We start from the raw sequence: 26,464 nt of genomic DNA on the forward strand, positions 1-26,464 counted from the left end.
ACTGTAATTATAAAGATTATGCAAAAATAATAAAATTGGATAGTTTAACCCCGAATATTCACCCCGATTAGGAAATCGGGGTTCATAGACGAACAGAATTCTAGCAGAAAGTTGAAAATTTCCCCAGGTATGAAATCGGGGTTAAGAACAGACAAACCTGTTAATCGCCGAGAGATAAGCTTTTGCTGATGCTATGATTATGTCTGTGTCTGCTCCGTGACCAACAAAGATGTTTTCTTTTTCATCTTTTATGCGGACATTTACTTCGCCTTGGGCGTCAGTGCCTCCTGTTATAGCTTGTATTATGTAATCAACTAGTAAAGGAACAAAATTTTGTCTCTCTGCATTTTGTTGTACAATTTTATCAATAGCTTTGTATACAGCATCAACGGGGCCTGCTCCTGTTTCTGTCGCAGAAATGGAAGTTCCTTTATGTTTTAAAACAACAGTTGCTTTTGGTTTTTTATTTGTTCCTGATTCTACTTCAATGCTTTCAATTGAAAAAACCTCTTTTTCAACATATGCTTCATCCGCGACTATTGCTTCAAGGTCACGATCTGTAATCTCTTTTTTCTTGTCGGCAAGATTTTTAAATCTTGAAAAGGCTTTCTCAATTTCTGTTCCTTCAAGATTGTATCCCATATCTTTTAATTTATCTGTGAAAGCATTACGCCCTGAATGTTTTCCAAGGACAAGTTTGCTTTCTGTTAAACCTATATCTTCAGGGTTCATTATTTCATAGGTCTCCCTTGCCCTGAGGACGCCTGCTTGATGGATGCCTGCTTCGTGAGCGAAAGCATTTGCTCCGACTACGGATTTGTTTGGTTGGACAAGCAGTCCTGTAAGGGTTGATACGAGTCTGCTTGTTTTATAAATTTCTTTTGTATTTATGTTTGTATCACATTTAAAAAAGTCTTTGCGTGTTTTAAGGTTCATGACGATTTCTTCGAGTGAGGCATTCCCTGCCCTTTCGCCTATCCCGTTTATTGTACATTCCGCCTGATTAGCGCCTGCTTTTATTGCGGCAAGTGAATTTATTGTTGCAAGCCCAAGATCGTTATGGCAATGAACGCTTATGATTATATCTTTTTCTTTTATTTGCGGGAGATCCCTTATAATCTCTGAAATAAGAGATTCAAATTCCCATGGTAAAATATAGCCCACAGTATCAGGAATATTTATAGTTTTGGCTCCGGCATCGATTACTCCCGCGATTATTTTTTTGAGAAACGCGATGTCTGATCTTCCCGCGTCTTCGGGAGAAAATTCAACGTCATTGCAAAGTGATTTTGCAAATTTGACCATTTCTATGGCAGTATTAAATACCTCATCTTTTGTCATTCGAAGTTTTTTCTCCATATGAATAGGGGAAGTTGCAAGAAAGAGATGAATGCGAGGCTTATCGGAGTATTTTACGGCATCATATGCTATTTGAATATCCTCTTTTTTTGCGCGGGCAAGGCTGCAAATTATAGGCCCCTTGATTTTTTGTGCTATGGTTTTTACAGAATCAAAATCACCAGTAGAAGCAATTGCAAATCCGGCTTCGATTGCATCAACATTTAGTTTTGCAAGCTGCCTAGCAATTTCAAGTTTTTCTTCCTTATTGAGAGACGCCCCAGGACATTGTTCTCCGTCACGAAGTGTTGTATCAAATATAAAAATTTTACGTGACATAATGTCTGTATTTTATCATGCTTTTTTATGAAATTAAACCGAAATATCTTTAAGCTTTTTCACACCCTTCGACAAGCTCAGGGTGACATTTCGCAACAGTCCCTTCATAGTCTTTTGAACAGGGCGATAAATCTTATTTTTTTATTGCACTTATAATAATTATTGAAATTATTTTGGAGTTAAAACGATATCATTATATATGCATATGCGAAGTGCGGTAGATAGAACTTTTAGATCTTGGTATTTATCGAGAACTTCTAATCCTATAGTTGCTTGGAAGCCTTATATCTCTTTAAGTTCAAGATTTGTTCGTCCTAATGAATCTTCTTCATTTAGATTTTTAAGTGGGGAGGTTGTTCCTCTGATCCAAACTTCAGAAGAGACGTTGCACATGAAAAAAATTTCTTCTATTTCGAAAAACGGGGATAGGACTGTTTTTTATTGCCAGGATATTACACTTTCTAAAATTGGGAGAATTCGTTTATTTGTAAGTTATGTGCGAGGAAAAGGACTTGATAAGGGGACTATTGGGTTTGTTTATGATAAAAAAGTTATTTTTGAACATCAAATTAATTATCCTGAAAATGATTTGAGAGTTTATTCTTTTTTGGTTGGGGGTACTTTTATTGATATTTCTTCATCTCATAGCATTTTTAATTTTAACAGAGAAATAACTTTGGAGATAAGGGATGTTGACAATATATCTCAGATGGGGGAATTTGTTTTTGAAGGTTCTTCTGGTGTAGTAGAACATAATCAAAAAAAATACTTAATAGAATCAAAACCTATTCCTCCTAATATGATGTATTTAAAAGAGAGCGAAAGCGGGTTGCCTAAAGAAGAGAGGCGCATTAAGTCAAGTGCATATGGATATATTTTGTCAGTTTATGAAATAGATGATTGTACGGGAAAAAAAGAATTTCTTTGCGCATTAAAAGGGGATTATGCAATGAGAAATCTAAAATTGATCTGTTGGTAAGTTTTTGCTTCAGAGTTGTTTTTTGATGTTATAATTATAGTGTATGAATCTTTCTTTTTTAGGTGAGTTTGGACTTATCGAATTATTTAAAAAATTATCAACTAAAAACAAGAAGGTTGTGGTTGGTATTGGGGATGATGCCGCAGTACTGCCAATGTCAAATTTCCAATATTTATTGGTTACTACAGACGCTTTTGTGGAGCATGTCCATTTTAAGATACCTAAAAAAGCTTTAAAAAATTATTTTTTCAATCTCGGTTGTAAAATTCTTGCCGCAAATATTTCTGATATTGCGGCGATGGGGGGATATCCTACATTTGTTCTTCTGACTTTGTGCGCTCCGCAAAAGACTAAGATAGAAGATATAAAAGAACTTTATCGCGGGATTTCTCAATTAGCAAAAAAGTTTAATATAGAGATTGCGGGAGGAGATACCACCGCTTCAAAAAAAGACCTTATGGTATCTGTTACTCTTCTTGGGGAGGTTGAACGCGAAAATCTTTTATTGCGATCAGGCGCTAAAGTTGGAGATCTGATTTGCGTAACGGGGGAGTTTGGGGGACCTTCTTCCGCCAATTTCCAATTTTCCCGCCTGCCGGACAGACAGGCAATGTCAAATGTCAAATGTCAAATTCGATTGTTTGATGCAAGAAAACTTGCGAAATCAAAAATTTGTTCCTCTATGATTGATTCAAGTGATGGGCTTATTCGTTCTGTCACGGAAATTTGCAAGGCGAGCAATACAGATGCGAAAATTTTCACCAATAATATCCCAATTGCCAAAGAGGCTACACTTAACCATGCGCTTTATGGGGGAGAAGAATATGAGTTAGTCTTTACAGTTCCAAAAAGTAAATTCTCAAAACTTCCAAAGTTGAAAACTAAAATAGCAGTTGTAGGGGAGATAACAAAAAAATCATGGGGCGTAAAGCTTGTTGATTTTAATGGAAAAATTACGAAGACAAAAGAAGGTTGGGAGCATTTTAAAAACTGAAGTCATGGGTCATAAAGTCTTGGTCAGGTAAGGTTTTTTATGAATAGTCCCTCCTTAGATGATATAATTCGTTTATTGTGATCAATAAAGATAGACTGCTAAAAAGGTTCATCAAATATATAAAAACACCAAGCCCGTCGGGTGAGGAAAAAACAATTGGAAAACTTTTGTTGCTTGAGCTTAAATTGCTTGGTGGTAAAGTCTCTCAAGATAAAATCGGCAATATTTTTGCTTATTTTAACGGAAGAATCGAGCAATCAAAAAACGTAAAAACTGAAAAACTAAAAAACAAAAAAACGGAAGAACCAATTCTCTTAAATGCCCATATAGATACTGTTGCTTATCAAGGAAAAATTGAACCTCAAATTAAAAACGGAAAGATTATTTCAAAAGGGGATACGATCCTTGGTGCGGATAATAAGGCCGGAGTTGCTGTTATTCTGGAGGTTTTACAGACTTTAAAAGAAGAAAAAAATTCTCATCCTGATATTCAAGTAATCTTAACTGTACGGGAGGAGATCGGGCTTTTTGGTTCAAGAGAGATCAAGAAAAAAGATATCAAAGCAAAACTTGGCTTTGTTTTGGATGGGGGAGAAATATCAAATATCCACAATCAAGGCCCTGCACAATTCAATGTAACAGCAACAATTATAGGTAAACCGGCCCATGCAGGAGTCCATCCCGAAGACGGGATAAATGCCATAAAAGTTGCATCAGAAGCAATCGCCAAAATGAAGCTGGGCAGGATCGATTTTGAAACAACCGCGAATATTGGCGTTATTGAAGGAGGTACTGCGACAAATATTATCCCCGAAAAGGTCTTCTTAAAAGGAGAAGCGCGTAGCCGCACTCCCACAAAACTTCAAAAACAGTTAAACCATATGGAAGAATGCTTGCAAAAAGCTTGTTTGAAATATAGAGCAAAACTCAAACTTAATATAAATAAAGTTTATGATTCGTTTAATATCGGCAAAAAAGATCCTCTTATAAAACTTGCGGAAAGAGCGCTTTCGAGAATCGGTCTTACTCCAAAACTTGTTCCGACAGGCGGTGGCTCTGATGCAAACAATTTTAGCAAACTCGGAGTTAAATGCTTAATACTGGGTGTCGGCGCCCATAAAATCCACAGCAATGATGAGTATATTAAGATAAATGATTTATATGACGGCGCTAGGTTTATAATAGAATGTTTGAAAAGACAATAAAATCTACAAGAATATATAAAGGGCGAATGCTCGGCTTGCGTGATGATGAAGTTGAGCTTTCTAACGGTAAAATCTCCCACCGTGAAATTTGTGAACACCCGGGAGCTGTCGCAATCGTCCCGATTACAAATGATGGTAAAATAATTCTGATCCGCCAGTTCAGAAAACCGATCGAAGAGGCAATCTACGAAATTCCCGCAGGCTTAATCAACAAAGGCGAAGAGCTAAAGGATGCGGCGGCACGGGAGCTTGAAGAAGAGACTGGTTATAAAGCAAATAAGATCGAATTTGCTCTAACGGTTTACACCTCACCCGGCTATTCGACCGAAAAGCTCCACATTTTTATTGCAAGGGATTTAGTTGCAACAAAAAACAATCCCGATGAAGATGAAAATATTGAAGTTGCGATAACTCCGATTGAAACAGCTTTGCAGATGATTAAAAACGGGGAGATTAAGGATGGGAAGACGATTGTTGGGATTAATTTGACTAGGAAATAATGCAATCACATCTTCAAGAATTCATCGACTTCCTAAACTTTGAAAAAGGGGCTTCAAAGCACACCGTTTCAAATTACAAACGGGATATTCTTCAGTTTTTCAAATTTGTAAAAGATAAAAAAGTTGATCGTGAACTGTTCAAAAAATATCTGGATCAAATGGAAGAAAAAGGATATTCTCCGTCAACGAGAATGCGCAAGCAAGCTGCGCTCAAAACATTTTTTCATTATCTGATTGCCGAAGGAAAAATAAAAGAAGATCCAACTTCTGATTTGAAACTTCCAAAATTAGGAAGAAGACTTCCAAAAGCTCTTCCTATTAATGAAGTTTTTTCTATTATAAAATCAGCCATCAAAAACAAGAGGGATTGGGCAATAATTGAACTTTTGTACGCCACAGGAATGCGTGCTTCGGAATTGATCTCTGTCCAGCTAAATGATGTAAATTTAGATGCCGGCTTCATTAAATGTACCGGAAAAGGTGATAAAGAAAGAATTGTTCCTGTGGGGGACGCGGCAAAAAAGGCTATCGAGGAATATATGAAAGACGAGAGGCCTAAACTTCTTAAAGGGAAAATACAAGACACATTATTCCTTGATAGAAACGGGACTCGGATGTCTAGACAGGCATTATGGAATATTATCAAAAAATATGTTTTAAAGTCGGGAATAAGGCTCAAAACTTCTACGCACACTTTTCGTCATTCATTTGCGACTCATCTGTTAGAAAGAGGGGCTGATATTAGAACGGTTCAGGAGATGCTTGGACATTCCAATATTGCTACGACTGAAATTTATACGTCAGTATCGCGTGAAAGGCTAAAGAAAATTTATATGAAAGCACATCCCAGAGCCTGATTAACCCCGATTATTCACCCCGATTAGGAAATCGGCGTTCATACCTGGGAAAATTTCCAACATTCTGCTAGAATTCTGTTAGTCTATGAATCATTGGGGTTTACTCGAGGTATAAATAATCGGGGTAATATCTGATATAATCTTTTTATGCTTGACTTTGACACGACTAATATAAATCTTGGTTTAGAGCGGGTCTCCGTCGCTCTTGAAGAACTCGGCAATCCTCATCTAAAATTCCCCGCAATCCATGTTGCAGGGACAAACGGAAAAGGTTCTGTTTGCGCAATGACCGCCTCTATATTAAAAGAAACAGGCTATAAAATCGGACTTTTTACCTCCCCCCATCTTTTAAAGTGGAATGAGAGGATCAAGGTTGATGGGGTGGATATATCAGATGAGGATTTTGAGAGGTTAGAGGCAACTATTGTAAGGGATATAAGGGGTGTAAGGGGTCAGGATTCTGAACCCTTACTACAATCTATCAGTCAACACTTACCATCCATCCACCAATTAACCCCCTTTGAGGTCATCACCTGCATGGCCTTTCAATATTTTGCGGAACAAAAAGTGGATATTGCAGTTATTGAGGTTGGAATGGGAGGGCGACTTGATGCTACAAATGTGGTGAAATCGATTGTAACCGTTATTACAAATATTGATTTTGATCATACACGGTATTTAGGAGATACAATTCAAAAAATCGCTTATGAAAAATCTGGAATTATAAAGTCAGGGATTCCTGTTGTTACCGCGGAACAAAAAACAGAGGCTTTGAAAGTTTTTAGAAAAGTTGCGGTGGAAAATCTATCACCTCTGCATGTAGTAGAACCACAATCTCATGAAGGGAAACATATTTTTGAGGAAGAAAAATATTTTTTAAAATTAAATTTGCCTATAATTTTAAAAGTTATTGATTTACTTAGAGATAAAAAATATTTAATAAGCGATGAAAACTTGAAAGAAGGAATAACTAAAACAAAATGGCCGGCCCGCTTTCAGATAATTTCAAGAAATCCTTTAACTATTGTTGATGGAGCGCATAATCCGGCAGGCATGAAAATCTTGAAAGAATTTTTATTAAGCTTAGGAATGAGGGAGAAATTTACCATAGTCTTTGGTTCTCAGGAGGATAAAGATTCTAATTCAATGATTGATATTTTATCTGAGATATCAGATTCCATAATAGAAGCGCAGTCTTCACACCCAAAAGCAAAAAAAGCTCCGTTTACAGTTAAAGAGGCAATTCAGACTGCAAAAGCCAAAGGAAAACCGATCCTTATTACAGGTTCGTTATTTATAGCCGCGGAAGCTTTAATAGTATAGAAATTTAGATTTTTTATCTCTTTTTATTTTTCGAAGATTTCTTTTTAGATGTTTTTTTGTGGAATTTATGCGTAGTTTCGATCATCTTTTCAAATTCTTTTATTATAGGTTCCGGAATCCATTTTTCTCCGCATTGTTCACAGACATAAGCGCTTACATTTTCCATCAAATAAAGCTTTCCGTTCTCAATCTCTTCAAGGTTTACTTTTTCAGCTTTTAATATGCCTCCGCAAGCCTGGCAATTTCCTGCTGAGAGTTGAAACGCCTCTTCCATTTCGTCGTGGATATTATCCTTGTCTGCCATTTCCGACGATTATACCTTTCAATGCTTTAATTGGCAAGCCTTCTTTAATTTTTAAGAGTTTCATGTTAAAATTAATAAAGAAAAGGAGAGTCTAGAAATGTCAAAATCATATAAAATTGCTGTAATTGGTGGAGACGGAACAGGCCCTGAAGTTGTTGCCGAGGGGATAAAAGTTTTGGGAGCTGTCTCCGTTAAATTCGGGATGAAATTTGATTATACTCATTTTGATTTTGGAGGAGAGCGTTATAAAAAGACGGGAGAGACACTCCCTCCTTCTGCCGTTTCCGACCTGAAAAAATTTGATGCAATATACCTTGGCGCTATCGGGCATCCTGATGTTAAACCAGGTATTTTAGAAAAGGGGATTCTTCTGGCTCTTCGTTTTGCTTTGGATCAGTACATCAATCTTAGGCCTGTAAAACTTTATCCGAATGTTTGGACCCCTATTAAAGATAAAGGCCCTGAGCATATAGATTTTGTTGTTGTCCGCGAAAACACAGAAGGGCTCTATGTTGGAACAGGCGGATATTTAAAACAAGGGACCCCTGATGAAGTTGCGACTCAAGTTTCAATAAATACCAGAAAAGGGGTTGAGAGATGTCTCCGTTATGCTTTTGAATATTGTAGAAAGAGAAATAAGAGAAAACAGCTTACACTTGTCGGAAAGACAAATGTTTTAACTTATGCTTTTGATCTTTGGGAGAGGGCATTTCATGAAATAGGGGAGAAGGATTATAAAGATATAAAGCGTGAATATGCGCATGTTGACGCGACCTGCATGTGGTTTGTGAAAAATCCTGAGTGGTTTGATGTTGTTGTAACAGACAATCTCTTTGGAGATATAATTACCGATCTTGGGGCGATGATTCAAGGGGGGATGGGAATTGCAGCGGGTGGAAATATCAATCCGGAAGGGGTCTCCATGTTTGAACCTATAGGAGGCTCTGCTCCAAAATATACAGGCAAAAATGTAATAAATCCCTTAGCTGCGATAGGGGCGGCGCAGATGATGCTTGAAACCGTAAGAGAGGCAAAGGCTGCCGACGCCATAGAACAGGCAATAATTAAAGTTGTACAAAAGATGCCGTCTCAAGCTGCAGGGAAGATGGGGATGTCGACGACGGAAGTTGGGGATGCTGTTGCTGCAGCTATTTAATTTTTAAGGATTCTCAAGAGGTTTTCTCACCCTTTGACAAGCTCAGGGTGACATTTCGCAATAGTCCCACATTCCTTAAAATCCCCAAGATTTTTCATTCTTTTCCTGCTAAAATAGATCAAATATATTTTTTATGCCGATTAAATCTTTAAAAAAAAATAAAATTGCGGTCATTGCCGGTGGGTGGTCGGGGGAGAGAGATGTCTCTTTACGATCGGGGAAGAGGGTCTTTGATTCTTTAAAAAAACAGGGTTTTGATGTTGTCCAATTTGATCTTGAAGAAGATCTGATTTCAAGACTTAAGAAGAAAAAAATTGATGTTGCTTTCCTTGCCTTACATGGAAAGTACGGGGAAGATGGTACAATCCAGGGCCTTCTTGAAATAGCTAAAATTCCGTATACAGGATCAAAAGTTTTAGCCTCTGCTCTTGCTATGGATAAAGTTGCGGCCAAGCGTGTTTTTGAGTCATGTGGTATTCCGACCGCAAAGTTTATTAGGATTGATAATTTCAGACTCCGTGATAAAAAAAGCCTTTCAGATGAAGTGGTGCGTATAAAAAGTATTTTCCCTTTCCCCCTTGTGTTAAAGCCTGTTTCTGAAGGGTCGAGCCTTGGTGTCTCTATTATAAAAAAAAGAGAAGACTTTGAAAAAGTTTTAAAAAAGACAATAAAAAAACATGATGATTGTTTTGTTGAAGAATATATAAAAGGGAGAGAGGTAACTGTGGGTATCTTGGGGGAAAAAATTATCCCCATTCTTGAGCTTGTTCCAAAAAATGAATTTTATGATTATGATGCCAAGTACTCTGAAGGTGGAACCCAGTTTATTTTACCCGCGAAACTTTCTCCTCCGTTGTACAAGAAAACAGAAGAGATCGCCCTTGCCGCGCATAAGGCCTTGGGCTGCCGGGGTGTTTCAAGAGTGGATATAATAGTAAGCAATAAAGATCATACTCCTTATGTTTGTGAAATAAATACCATACCGGGGATGACTGATAAGTCTGATCTTCCCGCTCAGGCGGCTTATGCGGGGATCTCTTTTGATGAGTTGGTTTTAAGAATTTTAGAGAGCGCATTTATTTGAAAAGAAATGAAAAATTCGCTTTAATGAAAAAAAATAAAACAGTAAAAAAAAACAGTTATAAAGAAAAAAAACATAGAAGGAAAAAACATCCTTTACTTGCAATAATTCTCTTTGTTTTTTTTGCCGTTGTTATTTTTGCGTTTCTTATAACTTTGCCTGTTTTTAAAATTAACAATGTTTCTGTCTCTGGCAATGATCTTTTATCTCAAGATGAAGTTTTACGTCTGGCAAATATACCTGTGGGGGAAAATATTTTTTTGTTTAGATTTGACAACGCCAAAAAAAAATTGATGAATCTTCCTGTTTTAAAAAAAGTTAGTTTCTTAAGGAGATTTCCTTCCTCTGTTGTTATAAAAGTTGTTGAACGAAAGGTTGCTGTTGTTTGCGTGATAGAAAATCAGTCTTTGATACTAGATGATGAAGGTGTGGTGATGAATCCGGAAGGAATTATGGCGGTAGGAGTCTCTTTCCCCGACATAACGGATCTTCCCGTAATTAATGGTCTTGATAAGTCATGGTTTGAGGGCGGATTAGAACTTCGTTCGGATATTGGCGGAGAGATATTAAATATGCTTGCTGAATTTAAAACTCTGGTGTTGCCAAAAAAACTTAGAATTGATATTTCTGAAAAAAACAATGCGAAATTGCTTGTCGACGATATCATTAGCATTAAGCTGGGTGAGCTTAACGGGCTTTCTCAAAAAGTTAAAGTATTTGAAAATATTTATTCAAAAATAAAAGATCGCAAGTATGATATAGAGTATGTTGATGTAAGCGTACCAATGTTTCCTGTTGTAGAATTTAAAGATTGACTTGATTTAATTAATCAGTTAAAATGCAAAAAAATATGAATGATAAGAGTAATAAAAATTTCGCGACTATAAAAGTTTTTGGAGTTGGTGGTGGAGGGACTAATGCCGTAAACAGGATGATTGGTTCCGGAGTAGTAGGTGTTGAATTCTGGGGGATAAATACTGATAACCAGGCTCTTTTTGTCTCTTTGGCGGACAATCGATTGCAAATTGGAAATAAACTGACAAAAGGATTGGGGGCGGGGTCTAATCCGGAAGTTGGACAGAAAGGGGCTGAAGAATCAAGAGAAGAGATAAGAGAAGCTTTGACTGGCGCAGATATGGTTTTTTTGACTGCGGGAATGGGTGGTGGGACGGGGACAGGGGCTTCTCCTATTATTGCTGAGATTGCTAAAGAACTTGGTATGCTTACCATTGCGGTAGTTACCAAGCCTTTTCGATTTGAGGGTCCGGTTCGCATAGCTCAGGCAGAAGCAGGGGTAGCTCTCCTTAAAGAAAAAGTCGATGCGCTAATTGTTATTCCAAATGACAAGCTTTTACAGGTTGTTGAACGCAAGACCTCTATTATTGATGCTTTTAAAATTGCTGATGATGTTTTAAGGCAGGGAGTAAAAGGGATCTCTGATCTTATTACAGTCCCCGGATTAATAAATCTTGATTTTGCCGATGTTCGCACAATAATGTATGAGGCAGGTTCTGCCATGATGGGAATTGGAACGGGATCCGGCGAAAATCGGGCGACAGAAGCGGCGGAACAAGCTATCTCAAGTCCTCTTCTTGAAGAGACAATTACAGGCGCCAAGGGGGTTATATTTAATGTAACTGGTGGATCGGATCTCACCCTTTATGAGGTTAATGATGCGGCTGAAGTAATTTATAATGCAGTTGATCCTGATGCAAATATTATTTTTGGAGCTGTGATAGATGAAAAATTACAGGGTGAAGTTATGGTAACAGTTATTGCAACCGGATTTAAACCGGGAGCCCAACAAAAAGAAAAAAAATCAATTCCAACAGTTATACAAAATACGGCCCATGGGAAAGAACATATAGAATTGCCTTCTTTTATGAGAGTATAAAAAAAACGGTTATAAGGGTATAAAAAGCAGTTGCAGTGGGAGAAAAATTTGTTATAATACGTGCCAGAGATTTGGAAAAATTTTATACAGGAGGTGAATCCTAAGAGAAATAAATTTAAGTTTTTTTGTTTTTCAATAGTCTGTTTGATTGATTATATAAGAGGAGGCCACAATGAAAAGACATCTATTAGTAAGCTGCTTAATTCTTTTGTTGGGAGCTTTTGTGTTAGCAGGATGCAGCCAGGAAAAACCGAGTATCTCTACGACAAATGCTCAGCCATCGGGAATAAAAATTAAAGGGACTGTTTATACTAATGAGCTTTCAGGTGCAAGAGGGGATGTTCTTAGTGGAGCATTTGTTTATTTGTCAGGCGCAGCCACAACCAGCGCTACAGCAACAAATTCATTGGGAGAATATTCTTTTGTAAATGTTACTGATGGTGATTATACAATTGTAGCATCGGCCGAAGGACATCAAAGAGTTTCTACGACAACAGTTTTAATTAAATCTGATTTAGTTGATGTTACTGATAATTGTGTTGAGGTTGACGACATTGTGTTGGATTCATCTCCTGTAATTTTGTCTTATTCTCCTACACCTAATACTGAAATAAGTAGAAATCCGACGTTTGTCGTTACATTTAACGAAACAATGGATGCTTTTTCAGTTCTTCCAAAACTAACAATTACAGGGATTAGAGCTTCTGTTTCAGATAATGGATCTATTCCTCTGGCCGCTTCTTGGAATGCGAGTAAAACCGTATTGACTTTGACCACTCAGGCAACTCTTCCCGCAAATACGACTTGTACTTTAGAGGTTGATTCTACGAGTACGGCAGTTGATACCGCTGGCTATAGCTTAGTTGCCGGACAAGCAGGAGCTAATGAATTAGGACAATCTTTAAAAGCCGACTATAGCATAGATGTTGGCGGATTGCCTGGAGCGCCGTCGAATCTATCTATTTCTACTCTTAATAACAAGATCATAACAAGTGATGCTTCCGGCGCAGATTTTGCAGATGCAATAACTGGCACTAACAATGTGCAGCTATACTGGAAACAATCTACAGGAGAAGTTTCAGGATATAAAGTTTATGTTAATGACGTGAGTACAAATAATTATAGATATTTAACAAATACTATTGCTTGTAATCCTACTGTAACATTGAATCAAATTATGAATGCTTTGTATGGAAATGTTATGGCGAGTTTTGATCCTTTGTATACTGGAAAGATTCCTTTTGTGAACAATCCCCTGTATGTTAAAGTTGTCGCTTACAATGGAGATGGGGAATCCGTGTCTTCAGAGGCTGCTGTATCAGAATTAAATCCTCCAAATGTAGCGACTGGGCTGGCTTCCAATTTTGATGCTGCCAATCCAAAAGGGAGAACTATTTTAACTAATGGTTATGATTTGCCTGCAATTACAGGATCAGATACTGGAGTGGCTTATATAGTTTTCAATGAGCCTCTTAATGCTGCATCAGTAACAACTTCAAACATTACTTTGGAAGGGAGTCCTGGGGCTTTGGTCTTTTCCGTTTTGACTCAAAGCTCTTCTGATTTAGGGGCAGCAGCAGCTGATGATTTTTCAATTGTAAGGATATCTTCGAGTGATAATATAACAGGCAAGAAAGTTTATATAAAAGGGGTGACAGATTTAGCTGGAAATTCTGTTGCTGCCGGGGAACAACTTACTCTTAACTAAGGCTAGCCCCCACACCAAAGATTTTGGTGTGGGGGTGAATCTTCCACTATGCGGGGAGGTAAGGTAATGAAGAAAATATTTGTTTTTTTGTTAGTTCTGTTATTTGTGCTCCCTGCGTTTGGGGAGCCGATAGCTAGTGCAAAGGGAGATGCCAGGTTTAAAGATTTAAAAACCAGCAACCCTGCGTATAACTATGTGGATAAAATGGTTTCATATGGTGTTATTGAAGGGTATCCTGATGGGACATTTAAAGGGGAAAAGACTATAACCCGTGCTGAATTTTCAAAGGTTATGGCTTCTTCTATCAATTACCTTGAAAAGAGATATGGGTTTCCCCTGGCTAATGAAATAAATAAAAGCGATAGGGAGATTTCATTTTCTGATCTAGGCGAAGGGCATTGGGCATATCCTTATGTTGAACAGTTAGTTGTTAGATATGGTGTTTTTGAGGGATATCCTGATGGAAGCTTTAAGCCTAAAAAGAACATTATTAAATATGAAGCGGCTGTTGTTGTTGGAAGGGCATTTGAGAAGATTCTTGCCAGGGTTAAATTACCAGTTAAGTCGATGAATAGCGGTTTTTCTGACGTGAAAAGCACCCATTGGGCGAAGGGTTCTATTGATATCCTTTCAACATATAAGATTTTAAATCAAGGAGACCGTTTCAATGGTAATGGTGAGGCAGATAGATATTTTGTAGCTACAGTTGCGGCTAAGTTTATCGGTATTGCAATTGCAAAGATTGATGCTTTAGGTCCGGAAAAGATTGAAGAACTTCGTAAAAAATATACAGGATATGCCGACCTCTCTTTAAATGTTGACAAACGTCTTTTTATCGGCAAACCGCGAGCTTTTCTTTCCGGATTATACGGGAATCTTTATGAAGGAGGAAGTGGGACCAATAATTGGGCTAATTTCGGAGGGTCTCTTTCTTATGGTAATAAATATTACTTAGGTTTTTTAAAAGGAGACTATGAAATAACCGGAAGAGTGTTGCGCGATGAAATAGTCTATTTAACATCTGGAGGTTCTGTAACCGGAGGATTTGTTAATGAGTATCGTACTGATATAGATATCAATACAATTTCTACAATAGCAAACATTTATGGGACAGAAGGCCTTCTTTTATTAGGTGTTAAGTATGCTTATTTTAGCAATTCCATTTCTCCCATGAATTTTTGGGCTGCCAATGCAGGGATTGTCGCGAAGGTTCCTATGTTTGGCACTAAAATGATGGCCAAGATATATTATTCTTTACTCCCTTCAGTTCCTAATACAACCTCGGTGCTTGGCGCGCCGGCAAGCATTTTAAATTATGAAGCCGGATTTGATGTTAATATGTTTAATATACCTATGCTTTTTGGATATTCCGGAGAGACAATGTTTTTAAATGTTGGTAATTATACAAGAGTTTATAATATGTTGTTTTTGAGTTGTTCTTTAATTTAGTGTAGTCTTTTGTTTTTGTTAAAAGGCGGCAGACCTGCAAGTTTGCCGCCTTTTTTGTCACTTTATGGGTCTTTTATGTTCACATGAAAAGCAAAAACATTTTTGTCATTACCTTTTAGTTGTTTTTTGTAAATAAATAATACAGACAAATATGATATGATATAAATGATAGGAGGATAATCATGTTAAGAGGCGTTAGAGGCGCTACAACAGTTGAAAACAATACTGTTTCAGATGTTTTAAATGCTACAAAAGAATTGTTAAAAGAGATATTGGATGCTAATAGTCTTAATGTCAATGATATTGCTTCTATTATTTTTTCCGCGACAGATGATCTTAACGCTGAATTTCCAGCCAAGGCGGCTAGATTAATGGGCTTAGATCAAGTCCCTCTTCTCTGTTCAAGAGAAATTGCTGTTCCAAAAAGCCTTGAAAAATGTATTCGTGTCTTAATGCATATAAATAGTAATAAACAGCAGAAGGAAATAAAACATATTTATTTAAAAAATGCTAAGGATTTAAGAAAGGAATAAAAATATGATAGTTATAATGAAACAGGATGCTACCCTGGAACAAATTAATAATGTGGTTGAAAAGTTGAAGAGACATGGGTTTGGAATTCATTTAAGTAAAGGGACAGAAAGGACCGTCATTGGCGCAATAGGAGATAAAAGCGCTATAGAGCTTGAAACTATACAGATATTGCCGGGTGTTTCAGAAATAGTAAATATTCGTAAACCATACAAGCTTGCTAGCAGGGAGTTTAAACCTGAAGATAGCCAGATAAAAATATTAAAAGATGTATTTATAGGCTCCAAAAACCCGATTTTTGTGATTGCAGGTCCGTGTTCCATAGAGAGCAGAGATCAAATCTTTACGATTGCTGATGATGTTAAAAGCGCTGGGGCAAAAGGGATAAGAGGTGGAGCTTTTAAACCTAGGACTTCTCCATATAGTTTTCAGGGGATGGGGGAAGAAGGACTTAAGTTGTTAAGGAGTGTAAAAAAGAAGACGGGTTTGCCTGTTGTAACGGAAGCGTTGGATACAAGAACGGTTTCACTTGTGGCTGAATACGCGGATATAATACAGATTGGCGCCCGAAATATGCAGAATTTTGAGTTGTTAAAAGAGGTAGGGAAATTAAGAAAACCGGTCTTATTAAAAAGAGGTATGTCAGCTACAATAGAAGAGCTTCTTATGTCTGCTGAGTACATTATGTCCGAAGGGAATAACAATGTAATACTGTGTGAACGAGGGCTTAGGACAATTTCTAAATATACAAGAAATACACTTGATATTTCGGCTGTTCCTGTTATAAAAAAATATAGCCATCTTCCTGTTGTTATTGATCCAAGTCATGGCACTGGTAACTGGGAGTTTGTTATTCCGATGGCTATGGCTGCTGTTGCGGCAGGCTGCGATGGTTTGATTATAGAGGTGCACAATAGGCCAGAAGAAGCTTTGTCTGATGGTCCACAATCATTAAAGCCCGATACTTTTGCAGAGCTTATGAAAAAAATTAAACGTATCGCAAATGCTATTGGCAGAGAAGCTTAAACTTTTATGTTTTATTAACCCCGATTATCATAATCGGGGTTAAATTCTTGATCAAGAATTTTCAAAAGTGAATTTAAACCTTCTTTATTTAACGCTGATATTAAAGTGGATGGATGAAATTTTTGCTCCAATTTTTCTAGTTGTTTTTTATTGGTCTCTTTATCTATTTTGTTGAACACAGTTATTATTGGCTTTGAAAATATTTTTAATTCTTCTAAAACATTATATACTGCATTAATCTGATCTTCCATGTATGGAGAAGATGCATCTACAACGTGCAGCAACATATCTGATTGAACTGTCTCTTCGAGTGTCGCTCTAAATGCTGATATTAAAGTATGGGGAAGTTTTCTTATAAATCCCACAGTATCAGTTATCAATACTATTTTTCCTGAAGGGAGATATAACCGCCTAGTTACGGGATCGAGAGTAGCGAAAAGTTTGTCTTGAGTTAAAACATTAGCTTTTGCAAGGGAATTTAAAAGTGTAGATTTTCCTGCGTTAGTATATCCTATTATTGAAATCAGAGGGAGATTAGATGATTTTCTCTTTTGTCTTGCAATTTCTCTTGTTTTTCTTACTTTTTCCAATTCTTCTTTAAGATTTGCAATAATTTTATTTATTTTTCTTCTGTCAATTTCCAGTTTTGTTTCACCGGGCCCCCTTGTTCCAATTCCACCCCCCAATCTTGAAAGCTCTACACCATGGCCTGTTAGATGTGTCAAGAGGTATTCATTTTGGGCAAGTTCAACCTGAAGTTTTCCTTCACGAGTATGCGCGTGTTGCGCAAAAATATCTAAAATCAATTCAGTGCGATTTATTACTTTAATACCTAAAAAATCCTCAAGGTTTCTACTTTGTGACGGTAAAAGATCGTTATTGAATATTATGACGTTTGCATTTGAAGTCTGGCAGAGATCTTTTAATTCATTGGCCTTTCCTTTGCCGATAAAAAATCTAAGATCAGGCGCCTCTTTTTGTTGTGTTAATGTGCCAACAATTTGTGCTCCGGCGCTTTTAACAAGTTGTTCTAATTCTTGAAGAGATTCTTTTAAAGGAATTTCTTCTGATTTTATTTTTACCTCGACGAGAAGGGCTTTTTCCATATTGATTATGTTTTGATTATAACATATAATCGTCCTTGTTATGGCTAAAATACTTATTGTTGATGATGAAGAAGATATAGTTAGCGCCCTTTCAATTAGGTTAAAAGCTGCCGGATATGATGTTATTTTCGCTTACGATGGCATGGAAGGGCTTGAAAAAGCTCGTTTAGAACGTCCTGATCTTATACTTTTGGATATAATGTTGCCTAAGCTTGATGGTTATAAAGTTTGCCGCATCTTAAAATTTGATGAGAAATTTAAACATATACCAATTATTATGATTACGGCAAAATTTGGTGAAGATAATAAAAAAATGGGTGGATGTGTTGGCGCTGATGCTTATATTTTAAAGCCTTTTGACCCTAAAGAATTAATGTCTAAAATTGAAGAAGTTCTTGTTAAAAAAAAGGAAGAATAGATGGGGGAAAGAAAAAAAGATTTAAGGCAGGCGCTTGCCGAATCTGGGCTTTTAACTTCTGAACAGATAAAGGATGCGGTTACCGAGGGACGCAAAAGCGGAGAGACATTGATTAAGATTCTACTTAAAAAGCGTCTTCTTGATGAAAAGACGGTTATCAAGTTTCTTGAAGAAGAGATGTTTATTCCCCATATTAATTTATCTACTTACCTTATAGATCAAAAGACTTTAGAATACATAACCCCAGCTACCGCAAAGAAATTTGGCGTTATTCCTTTGTTTTTACTTGGGAAATCTCTTTCGATTGCGATGGTTGATCCTTTTGATATAAAAGCGTTGGATGAAGTTCGGAGGGAATCTAAGTTTGATATAGAGGCGATGTGTTCCACACCATCGGAGATAAGCCAGGCTATAACGCAATATTATGGCGTTTCCGGAACGTTGGAAGAAGTTCTTGCGGAAGTCTCTGTCCCGGAAAAGAATACGGGATCTGTAATGCCGGATATAGCTGAAGAGTCGGGAATTTCAAAGCTTGTAAATTTATTAATTATTCAGGCTGTACAAGAGAGGGCTTCTGATATTCACATTGAACCCGAAGAAAACAGAACAAGGGTCCGTTATCGGATAGATGGGATTTTACAGGAGGCTTCTTCTCCTCCTTCTCACCTTCATTTGGCTCTTGTGTCACGTATAAAAATTATGTCTTCATTGGATATAGCGGAGACTCGTATTCCGCAAGACGGGCGATTGTCTTATAATTTTGAGGCTAGAGAAATAGATGTTCGTGTTTCAACGTGTCCTACTATACATGGAGAGGCAGTTGTTTTGAGGCTTTTAGACAAGCACGGAATGTTGCTATCTCTTAGTGATATGGGTTTTTCTGAAGATAATTTAAAGTTGTTTGGAGAAATGTTGAAGCATCCTTACGGGATTATTTTAGTGACAGGACCTACAGGTTCAGGAAAGACGACATCTTTATATGCGGCTTTGAGTCATATAAATACTCCGGAACGTAATATTCTTACAATTGAAGATCCTGTTGAATATGAACTTTCTGGAATCAGGCAATCTCAAATTAATCCAAAAGCGGGACTTACTTTTGGAAATGCACTGAGATCTCTTATGAGACAGGATCCCGATGTGATTTTGGTGGGGGAGATAAGAGATATAGAAACTTCCGGAATAGCTATAGAAGCTGCCTTAACAGGTCATCTTGTCTTTTCAACCCTTCATACCAATGATGCCCCGGGAGCTTTGACAAGATTGACTGACATGGGTGTAGAGCCGTTTCTGACATCTTCTGCCACTGTTGGAGTAGTAGCTCAACGTTTGTTAAGAAAAATTTGTGAGGAGTGCAAAGAAAAAGTAAATTTGCCCAAAAAAGTTGTTGAAAGCATAAGCTTTTTTAAGGATAAAGACGTCACATTTTATCATGGAAAAGGTTGTAAATCTTGCAGAAATTCGGGCTATAAAGGCCGCACAGGAATTTTTGAAATATTTACAATGACAGAAGAAATTCGACAGCTTGTTATTGCAAGACAATCTACTTCTAAAATTAAAGAGGCGGCTGTCAAATCCGGAATGAGGACACTTTATGAAGATAGTTTGTCAAAAGTTTTTGCAGGTATTACCACTCTTGATGAAGCAATGAGAGTAACACAAATTGATTAGTTTTTTATAATTAAGTTGAATAATAAGATAGGCTAAACTTACAAAACCAAATAAAAATGGCTAAATTTACTTACAAAGCAAAAGATCAGCATGGCATTACAATAACAGGTGAAATGGAGTCGTCATCTTCCGATGCTGTTGCCAGTCGCCTTAAGGTAATGAAATGTACCCCCATATTAATTTCTAAAGAAGAGGCTCTTTTTTCTGATTTATTGGAAAAGTATTTCTCGGGTTTTCAAAAAGTAAAACTGGACGAATTAATAGTATTTGTAAGACAGTTGTCTTCTATTTTAGCCGCGGGAGTTCCTCTATTAGAATCTTTAGATGCTGTTTATGAACAGGTTCAAAGTCCTCGTTTTAAAAAAATCATTTTAGATATGCGTCATAACATAGAAGGAGGAGCTAGTTTTTCTGATGCTTTATCAAATTACTCAAAAGTTTTTGGCCCTATTTTTATCTCTATGGTCAAATCTGGGGAGAGAGCAGGCATTTTGGGAGAAGTGCTAGAGCGTCTGGCAAATCTGCTTGAGAAGGATTTTGAAAATATGCAGAAGATAAAATCTGCCATGAGATATCCCATAATTGTTCTTTTTGCTCTGGGGATTGCTTTTGTAGTAGTAATTACTTTTGTAATACCACAATTTTCAAAACTATATTCTTCATTTAAAACAGAGTTGCCCCTCCCAACAAGAATTCTTTTGGGGATAAATTATGTGATAGTAAATTATTGGCTTTTTATAATATTAGGCTTAATTGGTTTTGTGGTTTTAATAAAAAAGATTTTAGATACAGACCAGGGGAGGCTTTTATGGGACAAAATTGTTTTATCGCTTCCTATTTTTGGACAATTAATTAATAAACTTATTTTGGCCCGTTTTTCGAGAATGTTAGCCGCTATGTTAAAATCTGGAATTCCAATAGTTGAAGCTTTAAACATTAGTAAAGATACTATTGAAAATAGAATCCTTTCTGATGTTGTTATTAAGGTTAAAGAGGAGGTTGTTCAGGGGGGGGGATTAACTGATCCCATAAAAAATGCTAAAGTTTTTCCTCCTTTAGTTGTTCAAATGGTTGCTATTGGAGAGAAATCAGGTTCACTTGAGCAGATGCTTTCAAAAGTTGCGGATTATTTTGATCGTGATTCAGATTATACAATAAGGAACTTAACTCCTCTTATTGAACCGTTGCTTATACTTATGTTGGCTTTTCTGGTAGTTCTTTTAGCTTTGGGAGTATTTCTTCCTATGTGGGACATGGTTAAACTTGTACAGACATAGTTTAAAAAACTCCTTGACAAGAAGTTGTTTTTAAAAATATAATGCACCGTAGTGAATCTTTAAAGAATACTTTTTTTTCAAGGAGGTGATATTAAGATATGAGAAAAGGTTTTACACTTATTGAATTGGTTATGGTAATTGTTATTTTAGGTATTTTGGCTGCTATGGTTTTGCCCAGGTTTGTTAGTTTGCAAAATGAAGCCAAAATATCAGCAGCAAAAGGAGCTCTTGGCGCTATTCGTTCAGCTGTAGCTGTAAGATATGCTACAAGAGCTACAGTGGAATCAAATCCTATTCCGTCTACAATTGAAGCTTCAATGTTCCAAGATGGAGTAATACCCGTGGAACCGTTGACAAATTCTAGTTCTGTTACTCTTGTTAGTGGGGCATCTGATATTAGTTCTACAAGTACTGCGGGGTGGGCCTACTCTTCTTCGGAAGGAAGAGTTTGGATATATAATAGTAATTATGTAAGTTACTAAGTTTTGGAATTAAAAATATCTTTAAGTTTTTTATTTAAAGAGCGGAAGCTGTTGTGCTTCTGCTCTTTTTTTATAAAATGAGCCCCAAAAAAATTATTATGCTGAATTGAATAGAATTTAACCCCGATTAGGCAATCGGGGTTCATACCTGGGAAAATTTTCAACACTCTGCTATAATTCTGTTTGTCTATGAATAATCGGGGTTAACTTGATGTTAAAATTAATCAATATGAAAGCTGGCTATACTCTTATTGAACTTGTTATTGTTATTGTATTAATAGGTTTTTTTGCTGCTATGGTTCTTCCTAGATTTGTTAGTCTAAACCATGAGACTCGTCTTGCTGCGGCTAAAGGGGCTTTAGGTTCTATTAGATCTGCCGTTGCTATTCGGTATATCATAAATGCTACTATCGAGGGTTTTGATGCTGTTCCTGATAATATTACCCCGGAGATGTTTCAGAATCGTGAAGTTCCAATAGAACCATTAACAAATACAAATGAAGTTACAATTGTTTCTTCTTTGGAAGATATTGTTGTAGGTGGCGTGGGGTGGGCATATGACAATGTAAATGGGAAAGTTTGGATTAATAATCCTAATTATATTAATTTTTAATTAATTCCTCAATTTAACCCCGATTATTCATACCGTAAGTAAACTCCGATTGCCTAATCGGGGTGAATTATGTCAATTTAATTATTGCAACACGTGGCCTGGAGTGTTAGAATCATACCCGATGGTCTTAAAGCAAAAAAATGGATATACCCTTATAGAGGTTGTGATTGTTATAGTTCTTATTCTTATTCTGTCAGCTAGTATTTTTGTTTATGTTAATTTTTCCAGAGATTTTAATTTGGATTCAGCTGCTTCCAAAGTTGCCTCGGATTTGCGTTATGCACAAAGTCTTTCTATGTCTACGGCACGATGGTATGGTGTAAGCTTTGAAGGGAATTCATATGCTATTTATACTACAACAGGAACACTTGATACACTTATAAATGATCCTGCAAGTTTTGGCAAGGATATGGTTGTTAATGTCTATGATCAATTTGGCTTATCAGTAAATGTTTACATTGATGGAGGAAATAAAATTGAATTTAGTCCTTTAGGACAACCTTATATTGATAGAAACAGCTTTATATTAACTAACGAAGGAGTAGTTACCTTAAGTACGGGAGCTCTTTCAAAAACTGTAAGAATAACGCCTAACACAGGAAAGGTTTATATACAATGAATAAAAAGGGATTTACTCTTATTGAACTTATAGTTGCCATTATGGTTATAATAGTTGCTTTTATGGCTCTTATATCTGTTTTTACGGGTGTAATGCCTAAAGGAATTGCCCTCGAATTCATTTCTAAATCTACTTATCTTGCTAATCTTTTAATAGAAGAGGATCTGTCCAAAGATTTTTATTCTATCTCTTCAGTCTCTCCGACAAATTTTAGTTCTCCTTTTGATAAATTCAGTTATGAAATAGTAGTTGATTTTGTGACTACAGCAGAGCCTGATGTTGTTTCTGCTAATGGGACTAATTTTAAAAGGGTTAAAGCCAGGGTTTGGAGTAAGTTATCTCCGACTATCGAGGTTGTAACATTGGTGACTACATATGAAAGCTTATAAATTTAAGCGCTTTGATAAAGGTAACGGGTATACCCTTATAGAACTTATTCTTGTCATTGTGGTTTTGGGAATTATATCTTTTACTTTTGCGGCGTTTATTACAAAAGGGATAGATGCCTGGGTGTTTGTGAAAACCCGAGATAGCGCCGTTGGAAGCGCCCGCTATGCAATGAACAGAGTGATTACAGAAATGCGAAGGATAGCTGGTCCGGAAAGTATGATAATTATGTCTCAAACCGAGTGCAGTTTTGAAGCTTTTGATAAAGATGGGAATATAATTATTGTGGATTTCAGGCAATCAGGAGATGTGCTTTATAGAAATAATGATGAGCTTGTGGATGGCTTATTGAATCCGGGAGGAATTGTTTTTACTTATTTAGACAATGAGGGGGTTGTAACTGCTGTAAGTTCAGAAGTAAGGAGTATACGAAGTAAATTGTCTATAGAAAAACATTCTCAACTTGTTACTTTGGAATCAGCGGCAAGAATAAGAAATTTATGAAAAAAAAGGGGTTTGTCTTAATTGTTGCAATATTTATTGTGATTCTTTTTGCCATTGTAGGAGTAGTGGCTGCTTCGTTAATTTCCGGAGATAGCGTTGTTATTATAAAGGATTTAAAGGGTTTGCAGGCTTTAAATCTGGCAGAAGCCGGGGTTCATTATGCTTTAACTTCTGATTTATCCTCTGATTCTGACTGGTCAGATAATATAGGATTTTCTAAAAGTTTTGGAGGAGGCCTTTTTACCGTAAGTTATGAGGCTCAAAGCGCCGATAGCCTTAAAATTAAATCTCTTGGAATTGTAAGCGGTGTAACCAGAGTGATTGTTGTCGATCTTAATAGGAGTAGCGGGAGTAGCGCTAGTTATGATGTTGCTTTTACCCATGCTCTTTATGCGTCTAATCCTAGTGGAACATTATATATTGAAAATGATGCCCATGTTGTAGGAGATCTTTATTACAATGGAGATGTTGTAATGAAGAATAATGCTTTAGTAATAGATGGGGTACTGTATTCAGACAGTTTAGATTGTCGAAATAATTCCAGGGCAGTATCTGCGGAAGCTTCTGAGCCTCAAATGCCTGAATTTGATTCTTCTTCTTATGATGAAACTTTATCTGAAATAAATCAAACTGCGACGACCGCTTTAGTGGTTCAAAATAATGATTCATTTACCATGAATGGAGGGATATATTATTTTACAAGTGTAACTTTAAAAAACAATGCTAAAATTGAAGGATCTGGAACTATTGTCGCAACGGATGGAGATATTTCGATACAAAATAACACTACTTTTTCTGATGATAATGTGACTCTTATTGCCCAGGGAGATGTAAATTTGGATAATAATACTAATTTTAAAGAGGATTTTAAAATTTATGCTCATGGAGATATAAATGTTAGAAATAATTCTGATATTCTTGCTGAGGCTTTATTTTATACGGATACGGGAGATATTATTTTTAACAATAATGGGCATTTTGATGGTGTTATTCTGGCTCCCCAAGGGGATATAAGTTGTCAGAATAATACCATAATTAACGGATTAATATATGGCGATTATTTTGAGGCTAAAAATAATACTCATGTTAATGGTTCTATAGTTGTTAATGATGTGGGGATGTTATCTAATCAGGTTATAATAACTTATGATCCCCTGCAATTGCCGATTGAAACTCCCATGGGGATTGGTTCTCAGGAATCTTCCGCTGGTGGATTAAGTCATAGTATTTCTAATTGGTATGAGTTTTTTGATTAGTTTGATTTTTTTTATAAGAGTGATAAAATTTATTTGTCTCCAGAAGACATCTTTTATATATAATATATTTTCTTTTTAAAGTAGTTTTTTTTAAAATTTACAAGGATGTGTTTTTCGTGAGAAAAAACGGGTTTGTTTTGGTTATCTCTATTTTTATAGTGATAATTTTTTCTGTGCTTGGTGTTATTTCTGCTTCTTTAATTTCTGGAGAAGGGGATGCTTATATTAATGATTTAAAAGGGATACAGGCTTTACATCTGGCAGAGGCTGGAATTCGTTATGCTTTTTCTGCGGATTTGGCATCTGATTCTGATTGGTCTGATAATTCAGGTTTTTCTAGAGCTTTATATCCTGGATCTTTTATCATTGCCTATAATCCTTCAGCAGCAGGGGATACTGTTACTGTTGAAGCTACCGGTGTTGTTGGAAATGTAAGACGTAAGGTTGCGGTTGTTATTAAACGTGGCAAATTGGAATACAACACCGCTTTTACTCATGCGATTTTTGTTGGCAATCCTACGGGAGTTTTAGAAATTCAAAATGATGCGCATGTTATTGGAGATTTATATTATAATGGGTATGTTAAGGTGTTGAATCAGGCTACAGTTGGGACGAATATTGATGGGACTATTGTTAATGGGACATTGTTTTCTGATGGATATGATAAGGATCCCGGCGCAAAAGTAGGATCTTGGGAAGCTGCTCCTGATATACAGATGCCTAGTTTTGATTCTTCTTATTATGACAATTTGCTACTTGCTTCTACTTCTGTTTCAACTTCTGAAAGTTTGGTTGTTAGCGGAAATGGTTCATGGACAATGAATGGTGGAACCTATTATTATAAAAATGTTATCTTTACTGATAATGCCAAAATTTATGGTTCAGGAACGATTGTTGCAACCGAAGGGGATATAGTTGTTAATGGTAACGGTAAATTTTTTAATGATAACGTTACATTGATTGCTAAAGGAGAAATAAAACTAGAGGGAAATACTCAACTTCAGAAAAATTGCAATCTTTTCTCTTATGATGGAATAATTATGCGGGATCAGACGATTGTTAATGAGGGAGTAGTTTTTTATGTTAAAAACGGAAATTTAGAATTTAATGACGATGGTCATTTTTACGGTTCAACATTGGTTCCTAATGGTGAAATAATATTACCGAATCATATAGAATTGAAAGGCTTGATTTACGGCAAATATATAGAGGACATTTCAGATGTTGCTCATATTAACGGGTCTATTTGTATCTCCGACTTAGGTTCAATATCCAACCAAAGTATAGTAACTTATGATTATGATTATCTCCCTGCAGTGATACCTAGAGGTCTTGGGGAAGTCACAGGCTCTTCCGAAAGCGAGGTTTCTAATTGGTATGAAGTTTTTTAACCCCGATTATTCACCCCGATTAGGGAATCGTGGTTCATACCTGAGGAAATTTTCAA

Annotated in this window: 27 protein-coding genes; 24 read left to right on the top strand and 3 right to left on the bottom strand. The window is 36.5% G+C overall.

The features are described from left to right. Positions 1–141: 141 nt before the first annotated feature. The gene (locus A2290_05650; GenBank protein ID OGC15803.1) at positions 142–1,677 is read right to left on the bottom strand and encodes a 2-isopropylmalate synthase; all 1,536 of its coding nucleotides are present in this window, start codon (positions 1,675–1,677) and stop codon (positions 142–144) included. A 199-nt stretch (positions 1,678–1,876) separates the two neighbouring features. On the opposite strand from A2290_05650, the gene A2290_05655 reads away from it, so the two are divergent. The 6 genes from A2290_05655 (at position 1,877) to A2290_05680 (ending at position 7,535) form a co-directional block, all read left to right on the top strand. Then, entirely contained in the window at positions 1,877–2,656 is a 780-nt protein-coding gene (locus A2290_05655) for a hypothetical protein (GenBank protein OGC15804.1), read from the top strand. 43 nt (positions 2,657–2,699) lie between these two features. After that, a complete protein-coding gene (locus tag A2290_05660) occupies positions 2,700–3,650 on the top strand; it encodes a thiamine-phosphate kinase (GenBank protein ID OGC15805.1) in 951 nt (316 codons plus the stop codon). A 77-nt stretch (positions 3,651–3,727) separates the two neighbouring features. Further along, a complete protein-coding gene (locus tag A2290_05665; protein OGC15806.1) occupies positions 3,728–4,855 on the top strand; it encodes a hypothetical protein in 1,128 nt (375 codons plus the stop codon). Continuing rightward, positions 4,837–5,355 (top strand): ADP-ribose pyrophosphatase, encoded by a 519-nt coding sequence (locus A2290_05670; GenBank protein OGC15807.1) that lies wholly within the window; start codon positions 4,837–4,839, stop codon positions 5,353–5,355. The genes A2290_05665 and A2290_05670 overlap by 19 nt, the downstream gene beginning before the upstream one ends. Beyond that, positions 5,355–6,212 (top strand): site-specific tyrosine recombinase XerD, encoded by an 858-nt coding sequence (locus tag A2290_05675; GenBank protein ID OGC15808.1) that lies wholly within the window; start codon positions 5,355–5,357, stop codon positions 6,210–6,212. Before A2290_05670 ends, A2290_05675 begins: the two co-directional genes overlap by 1 nt. A gap of 147 nt (positions 6,213–6,359) precedes the next feature. Further along, positions 6,360–7,535, top strand: a complete 1,176-nt coding sequence (locus tag A2290_05680; protein OGC15809.1) for a hypothetical protein — start codon at positions 6,360–6,362, stop codon at positions 7,533–7,535. Between the two features lie 13 nt (positions 7,536–7,548). Here the strand turns inward: A2290_05680 and A2290_05685 are convergent, their stop codons facing one another. Next, on the bottom strand, positions 7,549–7,839 hold the full coding sequence (locus tag A2290_05685) for a hypothetical protein (GenBank protein ID OGC15810.1): 291 nt from the start codon (positions 7,837–7,839) through the stop codon (positions 7,549–7,551). A 97-nt stretch (positions 7,840–7,936) separates the two neighbouring features. On the opposite strand from A2290_05685, the gene A2290_05690 reads away from it, so the two are divergent. From A2290_05690 to A2290_05725, 8 genes are all read left to right on the top strand, one after another. Further along, a complete protein-coding gene (locus tag A2290_05690; GenBank protein ID OGC15811.1) occupies positions 7,937–8,995 on the top strand; it encodes a 3-isopropylmalate dehydrogenase in 1,059 nt (352 codons plus the stop codon). Between the two features lie 133 nt (positions 8,996–9,128). Continuing rightward, positions 9,129–10,079, top strand: a complete 951-nt coding sequence (locus tag A2290_05695) for a hypothetical protein (GenBank protein OGC15812.1) — start codon at positions 9,129–9,131, stop codon at positions 10,077–10,079. Continuing rightward, positions 10,076–10,891, top strand: a complete 816-nt coding sequence (locus tag A2290_05700; protein ID OGC15813.1) for a hypothetical protein — start codon at positions 10,076–10,078, stop codon at positions 10,889–10,891. Before A2290_05695 ends, A2290_05700 begins: the two co-directional genes overlap by 4 nt. A 35-nt stretch (positions 10,892–10,926) precedes the next feature. Continuing rightward, positions 10,927–11,970 carry a cell division protein FtsZ gene (locus A2290_05705; GenBank protein ID OGC15872.1) on the top strand — a complete coding sequence of 348 codons (1,044 nt, stop codon included), beginning with the start codon at positions 10,927–10,929 and terminating at the stop codon, positions 11,968–11,970. Between the two features lie 172 nt (positions 11,971–12,142). Next, entirely contained in the window at positions 12,143–13,678 is a 1,536-nt protein-coding gene (locus tag A2290_05710; protein ID OGC15814.1) for a hypothetical protein, read from the top strand. A gap of 66 nt (positions 13,679–13,744) precedes the next feature. Beyond that, positions 13,745–15,127 carry a hypothetical protein gene (locus A2290_05715; protein ID OGC15815.1) on the top strand — a complete coding sequence of 461 codons (1,383 nt, stop codon included), beginning with the start codon at positions 13,745–13,747 and terminating at the stop codon, positions 15,125–15,127. A 182-nt stretch (positions 15,128–15,309) separates the two neighbouring features. Continuing rightward, the gene (locus tag A2290_05720) at positions 15,310–15,660 is read left to right on the top strand and encodes a chorismate mutase (GenBank protein ID OGC15816.1); all 351 of its coding nucleotides are present in this window, start codon (positions 15,310–15,312) and stop codon (positions 15,658–15,660) included. A gap of 4 nt (positions 15,661–15,664) precedes the next feature. After that, positions 15,665–16,684 carry a 3-deoxy-7-phosphoheptulonate synthase gene (locus A2290_05725; GenBank protein ID OGC15817.1) on the top strand — a complete coding sequence of 340 codons (1,020 nt, stop codon included), beginning with the start codon at positions 15,665–15,667 and terminating at the stop codon, positions 16,682–16,684. Between the two features lie 14 nt (positions 16,685–16,698). On the opposite strand, the gene A2290_05730 is transcribed toward A2290_05725, so the two are convergent. After that, on the bottom strand, positions 16,699–17,790 hold the full coding sequence (locus A2290_05730; GenBank protein ID OGC15818.1) for a GTPase HflX: 1,092 nt from the start codon (positions 17,788–17,790) through the stop codon (positions 16,699–16,701). 40 nt (positions 17,791–17,830) lie between these two features. Between A2290_05730 and A2290_05735 the strand changes: the two genes are divergently transcribed. The 10 genes from A2290_05735 (at position 17,831) to A2290_05780 (ending at position 26,408) form a co-directional block, all read left to right on the top strand. After that, on the top strand, positions 17,831–18,208 hold the full coding sequence (locus tag A2290_05735) for a hypothetical protein (GenBank protein OGC15819.1): 378 nt from the start codon (positions 17,831–17,833) through the stop codon (positions 18,206–18,208). Next, positions 18,209–19,879: a hypothetical protein gene (locus tag A2290_05740; GenBank protein ID OGC15820.1), complete on the top strand. Its 1,671-nt coding sequence runs from the start codon at positions 18,209–18,211 to the stop codon at positions 19,877–19,879. A gap of 56 nt (positions 19,880–19,935) precedes the next feature. Then, positions 19,936–21,156, top strand: a complete 1,221-nt coding sequence (locus A2290_05745; GenBank protein ID OGC15821.1) for a hypothetical protein — start codon at positions 19,936–19,938, stop codon at positions 21,154–21,156. A gap of 98 nt (positions 21,157–21,254) precedes the next feature. Then, positions 21,255–21,638: a hypothetical protein gene (locus A2290_05750; GenBank protein ID OGC15822.1), complete on the top strand. Its 384-nt coding sequence runs from the start codon at positions 21,255–21,257 to the stop codon at positions 21,636–21,638. A 211-nt stretch (positions 21,639–21,849) separates the two neighbouring features. Next, complete coding sequence (locus A2290_05755; GenBank protein ID OGC15823.1) at positions 21,850–22,251, top strand: hypothetical protein; 402 nt, start codon at positions 21,850–21,852, stop codon at positions 22,249–22,251. Between the two features lie 121 nt (positions 22,252–22,372). Next, positions 22,373–22,870 carry a hypothetical protein gene (locus A2290_05760; protein OGC15824.1) on the top strand — a complete coding sequence of 166 codons (498 nt, stop codon included), beginning with the start codon at positions 22,373–22,375 and terminating at the stop codon, positions 22,868–22,870. Next, complete coding sequence (locus A2290_05765; GenBank protein OGC15825.1) at positions 22,867–23,259, top strand: hypothetical protein; 393 nt, start codon at positions 22,867–22,869, stop codon at positions 23,257–23,259. The genes A2290_05760 and A2290_05765 overlap by 4 nt, the downstream gene beginning before the upstream one ends. Further along, complete coding sequence (locus A2290_05770; protein ID OGC15826.1) at positions 23,246–23,761, top strand: hypothetical protein; 516 nt, start codon at positions 23,246–23,248, stop codon at positions 23,759–23,761. Before A2290_05765 ends, A2290_05770 begins: the two co-directional genes overlap by 14 nt. Beyond that, positions 23,758–25,017 (top strand): hypothetical protein, encoded by a 1,260-nt coding sequence (locus A2290_05775; protein ID OGC15827.1) that lies wholly within the window; start codon positions 23,758–23,760, stop codon positions 25,015–25,017. Before A2290_05770 ends, A2290_05775 begins: the two co-directional genes overlap by 4 nt. A gap of 116 nt (positions 25,018–25,133) precedes the next feature. After that, positions 25,134–26,408 (top strand): hypothetical protein, encoded by a 1,275-nt coding sequence (locus A2290_05780; protein ID OGC15828.1) that lies wholly within the window; start codon positions 25,134–25,136, stop codon positions 26,406–26,408. Positions 26,409–26,464 lie beyond the last annotated feature (56 nt).

It is taken from the genome of candidate division WOR-1 bacterium RIFOXYB2_FULL_36_35 (assembly GCA_001771505.1).
Classification (GTDB): Bacteria; Margulisbacteria; WOR-1; order XYC2-FULL-46-14; family XYC2-FULL-37-10; genus XYB2-FULL-36-35.

Excerpts from the sequence above, each read along its gene's own strand:
- A2290_05680 (OGC15809.1), top strand. The coding sequence starts at position 6,360 with ATGCTTGACTTTGACACGACTAATATAAATCTTGGTTTAGAGCGGGTC.
- A2290_05750 (OGC15822.1), top strand. The coding sequence starts at position 21,255 with ATGAGAAAAGGTTTTACACTTATTGAATTGGTTATGGTAATTGTTATT.
- A2290_05765 (OGC15825.1), top strand. The coding sequence starts at position 22,867 with ATGAATAAAAAGGGATTTACTCTTATTGAACTTATAGTTGCCATTATG.
- A2290_05770 (OGC15826.1), top strand. The coding sequence starts at position 23,246 with ATGAAAGCTTATAAATTTAAGCGCTTTGATAAAGGTAACGGGTATACC.
- A2290_05745 (OGC15821.1), top strand. The coding sequence starts at position 19,936 with ATGGCTAAATTTACTTACAAAGCAAAAGATCAGCATGGCATTACAATA.
- A2290_05670 (OGC15807.1), top strand. The coding sequence starts at position 4,837 with ATGTTTGAAAAGACAATAAAATCTACAAGAATATATAAAGGGCGAATG.
- A2290_05710 (OGC15814.1), top strand. The coding sequence starts at position 12,143 with ATGAAAAGACATCTATTAGTAAGCTGCTTAATTCTTTTGTTGGGAGCT.
- A2290_05705 (OGC15872.1), top strand. The coding sequence starts at position 10,927 with ATGAATGATAAGAGTAATAAAAATTTCGCGACTATAAAAGTTTTTGGA.
- A2290_05675 (OGC15808.1), top strand. The coding sequence starts at position 5,355 with ATGCAATCACATCTTCAAGAATTCATCGACTTCCTAAACTTTGAAAAA.
- A2290_05740 (OGC15820.1), top strand. The coding sequence starts at position 18,209 with ATGGGGGAAAGAAAAAAAGATTTAAGGCAGGCGCTTGCCGAATCTGGG.
- A2290_05720 (OGC15816.1), top strand. The coding sequence starts at position 15,310 with ATGTTAAGAGGCGTTAGAGGCGCTACAACAGTTGAAAACAATACTGTT.
- A2290_05690 (OGC15811.1), top strand. The coding sequence starts at position 7,937 with ATGTCAAAATCATATAAAATTGCTGTAATTGGTGGAGACGGAACAGGC.
- A2290_05730 (OGC15818.1), bottom strand. The coding sequence starts at position 17,790 with ATGGAAAAAGCCCTTCTCGTCGAGGTAAAAATAAAATCAGAAGAAATT.
- A2290_05760 (OGC15824.1), top strand. The coding sequence starts at position 22,373 with ATGGTCTTAAAGCAAAAAAATGGATATACCCTTATAGAGGTTGTGATT.
- A2290_05655 (OGC15804.1), top strand. The coding sequence starts at position 1,877 with ATGCATATGCGAAGTGCGGTAGATAGAACTTTTAGATCTTGGTATTTA.
- A2290_05735 (OGC15819.1), top strand. The coding sequence starts at position 17,831 with ATGGCTAAAATACTTATTGTTGATGATGAAGAAGATATAGTTAGCGCC.
- A2290_05685 (OGC15810.1), bottom strand. The coding sequence starts at position 7,839 with ATGGCAGACAAGGATAATATCCACGACGAAATGGAAGAGGCGTTTCAA.
- A2290_05695 (OGC15812.1), top strand. The coding sequence starts at position 9,129 with ATGCCGATTAAATCTTTAAAAAAAAATAAAATTGCGGTCATTGCCGGT.
- A2290_05660 (OGC15805.1), top strand. The coding sequence starts at position 2,700 with ATGAATCTTTCTTTTTTAGGTGAGTTTGGACTTATCGAATTATTTAAA.
- A2290_05715 (OGC15815.1), top strand. The coding sequence starts at position 13,745 with ATGAAGAAAATATTTGTTTTTTTGTTAGTTCTGTTATTTGTGCTCCCT.
- A2290_05650 (OGC15803.1), bottom strand. The coding sequence starts at position 1,677 with ATGTCACGTAAAATTTTTATATTTGATACAACACTTCGTGACGGAGAA.
- A2290_05775 (OGC15827.1), top strand. The coding sequence starts at position 23,758 with ATGAAAAAAAAGGGGTTTGTCTTAATTGTTGCAATATTTATTGTGATT.
- A2290_05725 (OGC15817.1), top strand. The coding sequence starts at position 15,665 with ATGATAGTTATAATGAAACAGGATGCTACCCTGGAACAAATTAATAAT.
- A2290_05755 (OGC15823.1), top strand. The coding sequence starts at position 21,850 with ATGTTAAAATTAATCAATATGAAAGCTGGCTATACTCTTATTGAACTT.